Raw genomic sequence first — 14054 nt, 5'->3', positions numbered from 1 at the left:
TACATATTTAATGGTAACACTTTTTATTAAGTTATATGATGACCATTGTCTAATTTACAAAAAAGGTAGGATTGAAATTATATCTGTGACATAGATTTCAAATCCTACCTTAGTAATGTATATTATTATGAAAATTTCTTTAATTATTTGGCTTCCGCAACATCGATGACTGGTTTTTCTGTAATATATTTGCCGATATTTTCGCTGAACACTTTAAAATGGTCTGAGTGGTTGTGTGCTTCAACCGCATCTTGATCTTTATAGTTCTCTACGACTACGAATGTATTTCGTTCAGTTCCATCTTCATAGTGGCTATAAAATGTATTTCCTTCCTCTTCACGTGCATGTTTAACTAAGTTCGTCATTAAATCTAAATAGGCTTCACGATGTTCTTCACTTACTTTAAGTTTGGCATTAATAATAATCATACATTTCACCCTCAATTTTGTGATTAATTTAATACTATTTTACCATTTTCACTCATACATAAAACAATAATGTGACTTTAAGCTTTAAACACATTTTATTATATTTTCTCAAAATAGACATTTAGTGAATCTATGTTCCAAAGCACTTAGCAAGTAATGTAATTAAATAAGCCAGTAAATGAATTAATTAAAATCCACTTACTGGCTAGATTCTAGGAATGATTTCCTAGCTTATATGAAATTATTTTAATTCACGACTTTCATCTTTAATCAATGGTTTGTCTGGTGATACAAACAACCATAAAATTGCTGCGATGACTGCTGGAATAATTAATAATTGGAAAGTCATTGTCCAACCAAGTGATGCAACCAACGCACCAGCTAAGAATGGACTTAATAATGCACCAATGTTACCCCATAAATTCATCCAACCAGATACTGTACCGGCAAAGTTTCTACCAATGTCATTAGCTGCTGCCCAGCTCATACCCATTGATATACCCATACCACCTAAACCAAGTGATAACCAGAAAATCGTTACGTATAAATTCTCAGTATGTACTGCAAAGAAAATTGAAATTGCAAATACGATGAAACCAACAATGGCAATTAAACCTCTTGAAACGAATCTTGATTGTCCGCTGCGTAAAATTTTATCTGAAATCGCACCAGCAGACAAAATTAAAATAAACATGATAAACCAAGGTAATGAACTAATAGTCATGTCTTTAAATTCAACATGATATTGTTCAGTTAAATAAGTTGGTAACCAAATTAAGAATAATGAAATAACGAATTGTACTACAAAGTATTGACCTGCAATCGCATAGAAACTTACACGACGGAAGAATTGATTCCAAGGTGGTAGTGATTTACTTGTTTGAACAAGGTCACGATTCTCCATAATGAAATGTTTCTCAGCGTCATTAACCATACGGTGTTGCTCTGGTAAGTCTTTCGCAATGATTCCCCATAGTATTGCAATTAAAATACCTACAGCACCGAAGATGTAAAATACAGCTTGCCAATTAAATGCATTTACAATAGCAATAGTAATCACAGGCGCTAATACAGGTCCAAAATAAGAACCAGCGAGTAACATACTAGATGCTCTACCTTTCTCATCTTTAGAGAACCAGTTTGCATTAAACACAGCGTTTGATGGATACATTGGCGCTTCACCAACACCGAATAAGAAACGCACTAAATATAATAAACCGTGATGTTTAATCATACCTGTAAAGATAGTGAAAGCACTCCACCATACTAAAGCGATTGTAATCATCTTACGAGGTCCAAATTTCTCAGCTAACATACCAGAAGGTACTTGCATTAACGCGTAACCTAATGAGAAGAATGAAGCTAATAGACCAAATTGTTGCTTTGTCATATGTAAATCTTCCATCATTTGTGGGGCAATATATGAGATGTTAGATCTATCCATGTAAGCAATAACACCTATGATAAAAAATGCTAATGCGAAAAACCAACGAACACTACTTTTCTTTTGTCTTTGTACCATATCCTCTTTTTCCTACTTCCTTTAATTTGTTGATTCTAAATATGTTGTCTAATATAATCACGAGACTCCCTATTTGTAAAAATAACTCCCTTAAAACCCTTACCATCATAAGGTTTCAGCATTTATTTTTAATAATATTACCAGTTTTTGAAATCGTTTTCAACATCTTATTTAAAAGTTCTTTTATTAAATTGTAGATCGTTGGTTACTTTATTCACTAAATTCGTATTTACGCTTTGTAATCTCAATATTCATTAAAATTTGAACTCCATTTAAAAAAATTGTAAAATGAACTTGAAATGAAACGCTACTCATCATTATTTAAAATTAAATAGATAATTTATCCACTGGAAGTGCCTTTGTTTAAGGCTGAGAGTAAAGAAAGAACTTTATAATTCCTGGAACCTGATCCAGTTTGTACTGGCGTAGGAAAGTGGCTTACACATATCGTTACATAGATACTAACGCTATTTCCTACTAAGGAGATAGCGTTTTTTCATTTATTAGGGGTGATAGACATCTTTATTGCGATAACAACTTATAAACATTTAACAGAAGCAGACTTACAACACTTCATTGAAATTAATAAAGGCATCGATGGTTTACTCTTTCGTACGCCTATGTCTAGTGATGATTTATTTTCCTTTTTAAAAAAATTAATCGCTGCTGGCTTTCCAAGAAACAAAATTATTATCCATAGTGATGTTGACTTATTAGAATCCTTAAAACTTAAACGCTTGCACTGTCGTGAAATGGACACATTAGCGTTCGATTATAAAGCACAACATCCTGATGTTGAAGTAAGCATGTCGACGCACACTATTAACTCTGTGAAACAAGCTTTTAAACATCAATTAGATTATGTCTTTTATGGTCATATCTTTACCACGGCTTCTAAGCCAAATCAGCAGCCTAGATCAATGTCTGAAATCAAAGCCGTGTTACAAGTTCCGATTCCAGTCTATGCCATAGGAGGTATTACTGAAGATACGATACAACGGCTTCCAAATGGCTTTGCAGGAATTTGTGCAATTTCTTATTTTATGAGCGCATCTTTACAACAAATTCAACATCTACGAAAGGAGTGGTTGAAAGATGCATGACGTACTTATTGTTGGTTCTGGTGTTATCGGAATGTCCATTGCGAGACACCTAAGTCATACGCAACTCGACATTGCAATTGTCGACCGTGATATACCTGGTAAACATGCTTCATATAAAGCTGGAGGCATGTTAGGTGCACAAAATGAATTTACAGAAGACAGTGACTTATTTCGTCTCGCTCTAGAATCACGTGAATGCTTTCCTGAATTATGCGAAACACTCCAAGATGAAACTGGAATAGATATTCAATATCAATCATCTGGATTGATTAAAATCGCAAATCAAATTGAAGATGTTGAGCATTTGCGCTCACAATTTCAATTCTTACACGCCTTAGATGACAATGTAATTGAACTATCAGACGATGAATTAGCAGATTTAACCGATGGTAGTGTGGTTGCATCTGAAATGGCAATCTACATTCCAAATGATGGACAAATCAATGCAAATCATTATACGAAAGCATTATTTAAATCCTTACAACAGCGTCGTATTTCGCGCTACTTCAATACAAATGTAACAGATATTATTCGCCATAATGGTTACTATCAAATCGTTTCATCTCAAGGTGATTTATATGCGAAGAAAATCATTGTCGCAGGTGGTGCATGGTCATCTCAATTGTTAAAACAATATCAATTGCCTCGTGAGGTTGTCGGCGTTAAAGGTGAAGTGCTTCTAGTGGAACATGACGATTTAAACTTACAGCAAACGGTATTTATGACTAATGGATGCTATATAGTTCCGAAAGCGCCTAATCGTTACTTAATTGGTGCTACTAGCGAATTTGATAATTATTCTGTAGGTAATACGGAACAAGGCGTCTTATGGTTAAAACACTATGCGACAGAACGTATACCTAAACTTGCAAACGCACGTATCATGAAGCAATGGTCTGGCGTACGTCCATATACCAATGGCGAATTACCAATTATGGACCGAGTTGACGATGGATTATATGTCATTACCGGTCATTATCGAAACGGTATTTTATTGTCCCCTGTTATTGGTCGTGACATTGCAAATTGGCTATTAACTGGAGTCAAACCATCTCGCTATGAATCTTTCAATGTCTCAAGGAGGTTAAATCATGAAATGCATTATTAATGGCGATGCATTCACATTCGACACTGAGCAATCAATTCATCAAGTGCTCATCTCTCTAGAATTAGACCCAGAACGTGTCATTGTTGAACATAATAAAACATTAATTAAACAAGAAGATTATCATCAACACACGGTACGTGAAGATGACCAATTAGAATTATTAGAATTTGTTGGAGGCGGATAAAATGTTTAAAATTGGAAATTTAGAATTACAATCTCGTTTATTACTAGGTACAGGAAAGTTTGAAAATGAAGACATACAAACAGAAGCGATTAAAGCTTCAGAAACAAATGTACTTACTTTCGCAGTAAGACGTATGAATTTGTATGACAAGAATTTACCTAATCCACTAGCAAACATTAATTTAAAAGACTTTATAACTTTTCCAAATACTGCTGGCGCAAAAACTGCTGAAGAAGCCATTCGTATTGCAGAAATCGCTAAACATGCAGGTGTATGTGACATGATTAAAGTAGAAGTTATTGGTGATGATGAAACGTTATTACCTGATCCATTTGAAACATATGAAGCTTGTAAAGTATTGCTAGAGCGTGGCTACATTGTATGTCCATATATTTCTAATGACGTCGTTTTAGCTAAACGTTTAGAAGAATTAGGTGTGCATGCCGTTATGCCATTAGCATCTCCAATAGGAACAGGCCGTGGCATAAACAACCAACTTAATTTAAGTTACATTATTAAAAACTCAAATGTGCCAGTTATCGTTGATGCTGGTATTGGTTCTCCGAAAGATGCATGTCATGCGATGGAATTAGGGGCTGACGGTATTCTACTCAATACAGCAGTATCAAGTGCTAAAGATCCTGTGAAGATGGCAGAAGCAATGAAATTAGGTATTCATGCTGGTCGCTTGTCTTATGAAGCAGGACGAATCCCAGTAAAATATACTGCCCAAGCATCAAGCCCAACTGAAGGTTTAGGTTTCTTATAATGCAACGTTACAATCGTCAAATGAGATTCTCTCCTTTTGGTGAACAAGGACAGCATGCCCTTTCTAATGCACAGTTACTTATTCTAGGTGCCGGCGCATTAGGTAGTCATGTCGCCGAGCTTCTTGCTCGAATGGGGGCACATCACATCACAATTGTTGATATGGATATAGTTGAAACGTCTAATCTACATCGACAAGCGCTTTATACTGAAGATGACGCTCAAAATATGGTACCAAAAGTACACTCAATAAAAGAACATATTGCACATATCAATCATCATGTAGACGTACAAACGTATTACCAAGAAATAACTTCAAACAATATTGAAGATATATTAAATGAAGTTAAACCAGATATCGTTATCGATGGGATGGATCATTTTAAAATTCGTTATCTCATCAATGAAGTGTGTCACAAACATCAAATTCCTTGGGTATATGGTGCTGCTGTCGGCAATAAAGGAACAGTTTATGGCATTGATTTCAAAGGACCATGTCTAAAATGTCTCCTAAAACAAATGCCATCAAGTGGCGAAAGTTGTGCAATTAATGGCGTACTACCAACTATTATTACGCAAGTAGCAAGTTATGAAGTTGCAGAAGTACTTCGTTACCTATCTGGAGAAGGTTTTTCAAAGAAACTAATCACTATTGATACGTGGCATATCGATTATAAAGCGATGAAGGTCGATATATTGAAAGATCACGCGTGTGAGGTATGTGCGAATCAACACTACTCACTCTTAGAAACGAAACACCAGCAGCATATTGAAAGCTTATGTGGACGTACATATCTCTTTAGATATCAGCCAAGTATATTTGAACACGCACACCACCTTCCCTGTGAAATTGTGAAATCCACTTCTTTCGCAAAATTAATTAAAGATGACGATTATGAAATTACCTTATTTAAAGATGGACGTATGAATGTTTATGGCATCGAAGATGATGAAGAAGCAATTAAGTTGTATCATTCTTATTTAAAAGCGCTAAAATAAAAATACACATAGGTTTATACAAGTAATTCATAGTAAATTTTATTATAATAAATTTACTATGAATTTTTAATTTCACAAATAATGCTTTTAATAAAAGGAGTTCTTGAATATAAATGGAACAATTAATCACTGATTTTATAAGTAAGTGGGGTTATACAGCAATCTTTATTCTCATCTTATTAGAGAATGTTTTACCTGTTGTCCCTTCTGAAATAATTCTTACCTTTGCTGGTTTAATGTCAGTAAAGTCGGGTTTATCAATACCTATTTTATTCCTTATATCAACAATCGCATCATTTATTGGATTATTAATCCTATATTATTTATGCCGTTTAATTAACGAAGAAAGTATTTATCGTTTTGTAGATAAACATGGTAAATGGTTTAAACTTAAAGGTAAAGATGTAAGGCGCGCAAATGACTGGTTTAAGCGTTATGGTGCATGGGCAGTATTACTATGTCGCTTTATTCCAGTATTACGTGTATTAATCACAATTCCTGCAGGTATCAATAAAATGAATGTCGTTACGTTCGCAGTATTATCATTACTAGGTACTACAATTTGGAACTTGCCCTAATCCTATTAGGCCGTATGCTAAGTGGTAGTTTCGATGCCCTAATGGCTGGTTTACACAATTATTCATATATTATGTATGTCATTATTATTCTTGCAGTACTTTACTTACTTTATAGAATATTCTTTAAAAACAGAAACCGAGTTAAATAACAGTTAAGGGAGTGGGACAGAAATAATATTTCCAAAATTTATTTCGTTGTCCCACCCCGGCAAGGTTGACTAGAATTAAAAAAAGCTTGTTACAAGTGCATTTTTAAATCAGTCAACTACTGCCAATATATATTTGTAGCCTGAGTCATTAAATTATGTCCCAGGCTTTTGTCTTACATATATTTAAACTTTAAGAATTAATTCTGACATTTTAAGCATCACCATTGAAAAAGTAGTGCTTTTTAAAGATAATTAATGTAAGCGATTTTATGACATATCTACCCATATGAATATCAATTCCAAACAGGAGTGAAATTAGATGACACAAACGACTGAAAGTGAATTACGAGAGAAATATTTAGATTTATTATCACAACAATTTGATAGTCCTGAGAAGTTAGCAACAGAAATTGTCAATTTAGAGTCTATTCTAGAATTACCAAAAGGTACTGAACACTTCGTCAGTGACCTTCATGGTGAATACGAATCGTTCCAACATGTATTGCGTAATGGATCAGGTAATGTCCGTTCAAAAATAAATGACCTTTATGCAAAGACATTATCCCAAAAAGAAATCGATGACTTAGCTGCCCTCGTCTATTACCCTGAAGAAAAATTAAAACTTGTGAAAAATAACTTCGATTCAAAGGGAAAATTGAATGTTTGGTATATTACTACAATTGAACAATTAATTGATTTAATTACTTATTGTTCATCAAAATATACACGCTCAAAATTACGTAAAGCGTTACCGAAAGAATATACATATATCGTTGAAGAGCTACTTTATAAGAATAATGAATTCAACAATAAAAAATCATATTATGAAACACTAGTAAATCAAATTATCGAGTTAGAACAATCTGACGACTTAATTATTGGTTTATCTTATAGTATCCAACGTCTAGTAGTTGATCATCTCCATGTAGTTGGTGATATTTACGACCGTGGTCCTCAACCAGATAAGATTATGGACACGTTAATCAATTATCACTCTGTTGATATTCAATGGGGAAACCACGATGTCTTATGGATAGGTGCATATGCTGGTTCTAAAGTATGTTTAGCCAACCTACTTCGAATATGTGCACGATACGATAATTTAGATATTATTGAAGATGCTTATGGAATTAATTTACGTCCGTTATTAACGCTTGCTGAAGAACATTATAGTGGTGATAATCCTGCATTTAAACCTAAGAAACGCCCTGATAAACCAGTTGGGCTATCTAAACTTGAAGAAAGCCAAATCACTAAGATTCATCAAGCCATTGCGATGATTCAATTCAAACTAGAAATGCCAATTATCAAACGTCGTCCTACCTTTGAAATGGAAGACCGTTTAGTCTTGGAAAAGGTCAACTATGATACGAATGAAATCACGATTTACGGTAAAACATATCCTTTAAAAGATACATGTTTCAGTACTGTGGACCCACAAGATCCTGGTAAATTATTACCTGAGGAAGAAGAAGTTATGAATAAACTGCTACTTTCTTTCCAACAATCTGAGAAATTGAAACGTCACATGTCGTTCTTGATGAAGAAAGGAAAACTTTACCTTCCATATAATGGCAATCTTCTTATTCATGGTTGTATCCCTGTTGATGAGAATGGAGAAATGGAATCATTCGAAATTGAAGGTAAACAACATAAAGGTCGTGACCTTTTAGACGTGTTTGAAAGACATGTACGCTATGCATACGACTACAAAGAAATCACTGATGATCTATCAACAGATTTAGTGTGGTATTTATGGACTGGTAAATATAGTTCACTTTTCGGAAAAAGAGCGATGACAACATTTGAACGTTACTTTATTGAAGATAAGGCTTCTCATAAAGAACCTAAGAATCCATATTATTATTTAAGAGAAGATCTTGATATGATTCGCAAAATGTTAAAAGACTTCGGTCTCAATCCAGATGAAGGTCGAATTATCAATGGTCATACACCTGTTAAAGAAATAGATGGTGAAGACCCTATCAAAGCAGATGGTAAAATGTTAGTTATCGATGGTGGATTCTCAAAAGCATATCAAAAAACGACAGGTATTGCGGGTTATACATTACTTTACAATTCATTTGGCATGCAATTAGTCGCACATCAACATTTTGATTCAAGAGATAAAGTACTATCAGACGGTGCAGATGAATTATCAGTTCGTCGTGTTGTAGATGAAGAATTGCAACGCCAAAAAATCAGAGATACCAATGATGGTAAAGTACTTCAAGAACAAATCCGCATCTTAAAATTATTAATGCATGATAGATACTTAAATTAATACAAATATTTATGACACCATAAAATAAAGGGCAATTTCTATATATTCAAAATAGAAATTGCCCTTTATTTTGTTTATTCTTAATAACAGATAGTAAAGCACACAAATAGGTAAGTAATTCTAAAATGGATTATGAAACATAGTTGCTAAGACTCCTAAGGGAGCAGTGGCGTAAATGAACGTAAGTGTTCACACACTTACGTAAGTAGTTCTAATGATTAAAATCAAAGAACTACTTTACAATCCTCTAATTAAACATAACTTAAACTATTTTCAATACACATCTCTTAAGATGCCGTATGTGCCTTGATCATATTGTGGTATAGGTTTAGTACTTTTATTAAATGAGACAACACTATTATCATCAACGTGATAAATAATCATATCATGATCAGTAATTGTGTCGTATTCCTCTGCAAGTATCTCCACAATATTCTTATTACTTATCGTATTATCAAACCATCTTGGACTGTGTGATTCATCAAATAAAATATGATTGCGTAATGGACCATTTAAGTTATTACGTGCCTGTTCATCAGTAAATGACACTGGCATCATACTTACATTATTCAATCCAAACTCCGGTACCAATTCATTAAACGCTAAACTATTAAAAATAAACGACTTAGTCATTAATAGACATTTATTATAACGAATTAAATCCGCATATATTCGATCACTACTTGATAATAAATTCCCCTTAAACACTTCAAAACCAAGTTCTTCTGCCTTTTCCGACGTATTCTCAAACAAATTAAATACCATAATAGGAATATCATGTTCATGCAATTTCATACCTAGATGGAATGAAAATTCACTCTCTCCTACTATAATAACGCCTGGTGGTTCTGTACTCGCAAGTCCAAGCAACTTACTCAATGGCGTAAAGCTAAAGCCATAAATGACAACTGTAATAAACACTAGTCCAAACGTCACTGGCGTGATATAACTTGCCATTTTCACATGATCATCCATGAATAATCCTCCAAAGAATTGTGCCACAGTTAAAACGACAATCCCTCGAGGTGCCATCATTGCAACAATAGCGCGTTCTCTTTTCGTGATCTCTGTACCTATTGTTGATAATAAAACAGAGATTGGACGTACCAATACAATCATTGCAATCGCAAAAATCACTAATTGCCATGACAAGACATCCATCAATACAGATGACGTTAATGACGAAGTGATTAATATAAAGACGGTAGATACAAGAATAGATGATGCATTTTCAATGAAATGATCTGACTCCTTGTAAATTAAATCATGTCTCTTATAACGTGCCATCATTAAGCCGAAAATGGTAACGGCTAATAATCCTGATTCTTGTAATATTTGGTCACAAATACTAAAGACTAATAAAATAAAGACCAACTGAATCGATGGCATCAAATTTTGCGGAATAAAATCACGTTGAATTAACCAATTGAAAACGAATGATGCTCCGAAGCCAATAATGGCTGTTATAATCATTTTCAAAATAAAGATGAGAATAACTTGGACACCAAAACCTTGCTCAAATATTTGATAAATATAAAACGCTGTTAATGCGAGTATCGGTCCTATTGGATCTAATATGATACTTTCCCATCTTAAAATAGAGTCAACACTCTTACGCACCTTTGCTTGCTTAAGAAGTGGCTGAATGACGGTTGGACCTGTAATTAAGAATAATCCGCCCATCACAACCGCAACAGAGATTGGAAAATCTAAAATTTTATGTAATGCAATCGCACCGAGCACCCATGATATAGCTGCGCCAACGGTAATAATTCGTATGACCGCTTTAGAAATGCCTCTTAATTCACGAAAGTCTAAATTACTACTTCCTTCGAATAAAATGACAGCTACAGCTAAAGACACAATGGGACTAAATACTTCGGCTCCCAATGTTTCTTGAGGGTTAACTAGTCCCAATATTGGTCCAATCAATAAGCCCACAATCGACATAACTACAATTGATGGCCATTTAATCTGTGTCGCTAACCATTGACTAAATATGCCTAATGCTAAAAATAAGACAATGATTAACATGACAGGTAAATCTAATGACATACCTACACCTTCCTCAATAAGATTCAACTTTTTTTATACTGTGTAATACTATCAAACTTTGATTAAGCCTGCATTATTATTTTATAAACAACCTGTTAATGCCTTTTTCGGACATACAATGTTCACTTCGAGTAAACTTTCCTATTTATTTCTAGTATCTTTTCATCTAAAATAGGTAATTGCGTTTAAATATATGAATTTAGAAATGATTTGAAAGGAAATTTTAATTGTGCAACTTTTTAAAGAGAGTATCATGGTAGCTTTCGCATTTGTTGGTGTTGTCGTTGGTGCTGGTTTTGCTACTGGTCAAGAAATATTTCAGTTCTTCACAAGTAACGGTATCTATAGCATCTCTGGCATTATTGTTACCGGTTTGATTATAACGCTAGCAGGCGTGTTCGTATTAAACACTGGCTTTGTCATTCAATCTCATAATCATTCTGAGTCTATTCGATATTATTTACATCCAATCATTGCACGTATCTTTGATATTATCTTAACTCTATTCTTATTCTCCTTAGCGATGATTATGACTGCGGGTGGTGCGTCAACTATACATGAAAGTTTCGGATTACCTTATTGGTTAAGTTCATTAATTCTAGTGTTAGTCATTCTGATGACGCTATTTCTTAAATTTGAACGTCTGATTACGGTATTAGGTATGGTTACACCGTTCTTAGTCATTGTTGTTTCTATTATAGCTATCTATTATTTTATAACAGGAGATTTAAATTTTAGTGCGGCCAATCATTTCAATAAACAGCATCAATCTCTATCACTTGGTTGGTGGTTTGATGGGTTAAATTATGCAAGTCTACAAATTGCAGCCGCATTTAGTTTTTTAAGTGTTATGGGCGGTCGAATGCATCATCGTCAGTCTGGCTTATGGGGTGGCCTAATTGGTGGCATCATTATCACATTATTGTTATTAATGATTAATTTTGGCCTTGTTACAGAATTTGAACATATTCAATCTGTCGCATTGCCTACCCTATTACTCGCAAGTCACATTTCACCATTATTAGGTACAGTCATGTCGATTATAATGGTTCTTGTTATCTATAATACGATTGTAGGTCTTATGTATGCATTTGCTTCCAGATTTACAGAACCATTTTCCAAAGGGTACTTTGTACTCATCATTATAATGGCTATCATCACGTTTATATGTACATTTATCGGTTTCATTTCTTTAATTGGAAAAGTCTTCCCAATCATGGGATTATTTGGCTTCATACTCCTTATCCCCATTTTATACCAAGGGTTTAAACACTTAATATTCTCTAAATAATTTAGGAATACATTAAAATGGACCCAAAGATGCGAACCATACATCTTTGAGTCCTTTTCCATTATGAATTCAGTATTTCTTGACCTTTCTGTAATCCAGCTTGTGTAATTTCATGACTATTGACCCATACTTCTGTAACCTGTGTGCCCAGTTGCTTAAATAAATTAATAACATGTTCACTTTGTTCAATAGATACGATTGGATCATTTTTTCCCATTGATAATAGAACGTCTACATCACTCATATCTTTGCTTGTTGAAGCGTCTATTGGATAAAGTGGCGCAAATAGTAATGCTTTTTTAAACGGTGCTTTGTCACGTAACATTAAGTTAATCGCAATATTTGATCCATTAGAGAAACCAACTAAAGCCGTTTTATTCAAATTAAATTGATACTGTTCAGCCGCTTCATAAATAAAATCTAGCAGCCGTTGACCTCGATATTCTAAATCTTCCTCATCGTATACACCTTCAGCAAGACGTTTGAAATAACGATTCATACCATTCTCATTGACTTCTCCACGAATACTTAACAAGTTATAGTTAGGATTTAAAGCTGTTCCAAGTGGAATAAGATCTGTTTCATCCCCACCAGTACCATGTAACAAAATTAACGTAGGTGAGTTATCCTTACCTGGTCTATAAATATGTTCCATTTGCGTCACCTCTCCTTAGTACTCTTTTAATTTTAATGGCATTAAATGACCTTCTATTTCATATCTTCTTCCCTCGTAAAATGGAGGTAATTGTAGTTGTTTACCTAAATCATTTACATCTTCATCAATCGTGAAGCCAGGTCCAGCAGTCGCAAATTCAAATATTAAATTGCCAGGTTCTTTCATGTAAATCGCATGAAAATAGAATCGTTCTTTCACATCTGTTACTTGCAAGCCTTTATTAAGAAGATAATCACGCCATTGTACATGTACCTCGTCATTTGGTACTGACCATGCAATATGATGGAAGATGCCACCACCCCAACGTACAGGTTGTGGGTTTACAAACTTTTTCACAATAATTTGATGTGCACACTACCACTCGTTTGATAGTGCACATTGTCATCTGTTTCTTGAATATATTCCAACCCTAAATCATTTCGCAACAATGCTTCCGTAGCTCGAGGATTAGCTGATAGCATTGTTACGCCATGAAATCCTATGATGTCATTGTTAACACATTCGTCATCACTCTCAACCATCGCTAGTGTTAACCCATGAATGTCCTCAAATTCTAACGTTGCTCGATTGAATGATTCAGTTTGACGTGTTTGAATCCCATTCGTATTCAATTTCATTTCCCAATGTGACATGCTATCTTTCGGTATTCTAAACGCTAATCGTCCAACCTGACCTGAACCGATACGACCTCTATATTGATTTGGCCAATTAAAGAAAGTAAGTACCATATCATGTTGCGCTCTGTCATTTGAGAAATATAAATGATATGTTTTTGTATCATCATAATTTACTGTCTGTTTAATCAAAGTTAAATTTAATACATTTGTATATAAATCATACGTTTCTTGAGCATCTCCTACAATCGCTGAAATATGATGAATATGTGTAATTGGTTCCATAATTCAATAC

At 34.2% G+C, this 14054-nt stretch carries 11 protein-coding genes, 2 pseudogenes and 1 riboswitch; of the genes and pseudogenes, 8 read left to right on the top strand and 5 right to left on the bottom strand.

Going from position 1 to position 14054, the window contains the following annotated elements; genetic code table 11:
- Positions 1–143 precede the first annotated feature (143 nt).
- Together BB045_RS05420 and BB045_RS05415 are read right to left on the bottom strand one after the other, a co-directional pair.
- Positions 144–428, bottom strand: coding sequence for a putative quinol monooxygenase (locus BB045_RS05420; RefSeq protein ID WP_075140578.1), 285 nt, complete (start codon positions 426–428; stop codon positions 144–146).
- Between the two features lie 241 nt (positions 429–669).
- On the bottom strand, positions 670–1950 hold the full coding sequence (locus tag BB045_RS05415; protein ID WP_070441639.1) for a pyruvate MFS transporter: 1281 nt from the start codon (positions 1948–1950) through the stop codon (positions 670–672).
- Between the two features lie 339 nt (positions 1951–2289).
- A riboswitch (TPP riboswitch) is annotated at positions 2290–2399 on the top strand.
- 63 nt (positions 2400–2462) lie between these two features.
- Between BB045_RS05415 and BB045_RS05410 the strand changes: the two genes are divergently transcribed.
- The 7 genes and pseudogenes from BB045_RS05410 (at position 2463) to BB045_RS05375 (ending at position 9123) form a co-directional block, all read left to right on the top strand.
- Positions 2463–3053, top strand: coding sequence for a thiamine phosphate synthase (locus BB045_RS05410; protein WP_070441687.1), 591 nt, complete (start codon positions 2463–2465; stop codon positions 3051–3053).
- Positions 3046–4161: a glycine oxidase ThiO gene (gene thiO / locus BB045_RS05405; RefSeq protein ID WP_053025343.1), complete on the top strand. Its 1116-nt coding sequence runs from the start codon at positions 3046–3048 to the stop codon at positions 4159–4161. The genes BB045_RS05410 and thiO overlap by 8 nt, the downstream gene beginning before the upstream one ends.
- A complete protein-coding gene (gene thiS, locus BB045_RS05400) occupies positions 4145–4345 on the top strand; it encodes a sulfur carrier protein ThiS (protein WP_037550281.1) in 201 nt (66 codons plus the stop codon). Before thiO ends, thiS begins: the two co-directional genes overlap by 17 nt.
- Before the next feature lies 1 nt (position 4346).
- A complete protein-coding gene (locus tag BB045_RS05395; protein ID WP_053025342.1) occupies positions 4347–5114 on the top strand; it encodes a thiazole synthase in 768 nt (255 codons plus the stop codon).
- Entirely contained in the window at positions 5114–6112 is a 999-nt protein-coding gene (locus BB045_RS05390; RefSeq protein ID WP_053025341.1) for a ThiF family adenylyltransferase, read from the top strand. The genes BB045_RS05395 and BB045_RS05390 overlap by 1 nt, the downstream gene beginning before the upstream one ends.
- A 113-nt stretch (positions 6113–6225) precedes the next feature.
- Positions 6226–6839: pseudogene (gene uptA, locus BB045_RS05385) on the top strand (undecaprenyl phosphate transporter UptA).
- Positions 6840–7158: 319 nt separating this feature from the next.
- On the top strand, positions 7159–9123 hold the full coding sequence (locus tag BB045_RS05375) for a fructose-bisphosphatase class III (RefSeq protein ID WP_053025339.1): 1965 nt from the start codon (positions 7159–7161) through the stop codon (positions 9121–9123).
- Between the two features lie 273 nt (positions 9124–9396).
- Here the strand turns inward: BB045_RS05375 and BB045_RS05370 are convergent, their stop codons facing one another.
- The gene (locus tag BB045_RS05370; protein ID WP_070632493.1) at positions 9397–11178 is read right to left on the bottom strand and encodes a cation:proton antiporter; all 1782 of its coding nucleotides are present in this window, start codon (positions 11176–11178) and stop codon (positions 9397–9399) included.
- 253 nt (positions 11179–11431) lie between these two features.
- Here BB045_RS05370 and BB045_RS05365 point away from each other — a divergent pair, with 253 nt between their 5' ends.
- On the top strand, positions 11432–12469 hold the full coding sequence (locus tag BB045_RS05365; RefSeq protein ID WP_371090241.1) for a YkvI family membrane protein: 1038 nt from the start codon (positions 11432–11434) through the stop codon (positions 12467–12469).
- Between the two features lie 61 nt (positions 12470–12530).
- Here the strand turns inward: BB045_RS05365 and mhqD are convergent, their stop codons facing one another.
- Positions 12531–13124 (bottom strand): methylhydroquinone degradation carboxylesterase MhqD, encoded by a 594-nt coding sequence (gene mhqD, locus BB045_RS05360; protein ID WP_075140577.1) that lies wholly within the window; start codon positions 13122–13124, stop codon positions 12531–12533.
- A gap of 15 nt (positions 13125–13139) precedes the next feature.
- A pseudogene (locus tag BB045_RS05355) lies at positions 13140–14044 on the bottom strand (VOC family protein).
- Between the last annotated feature and the right edge of the window lie 10 nt (positions 14045–14054).

The organism is Staphylococcus sp. MB377 (genome assembly GCF_001922505.1).
GTDB classification, from domain to species: Bacteria; Bacillota; Bacilli; order Staphylococcales; family Staphylococcaceae; genus Staphylococcus; species Staphylococcus haemolyticus.
This window is presented reverse-complemented; position numbering and strand designations above follow the sequence as displayed.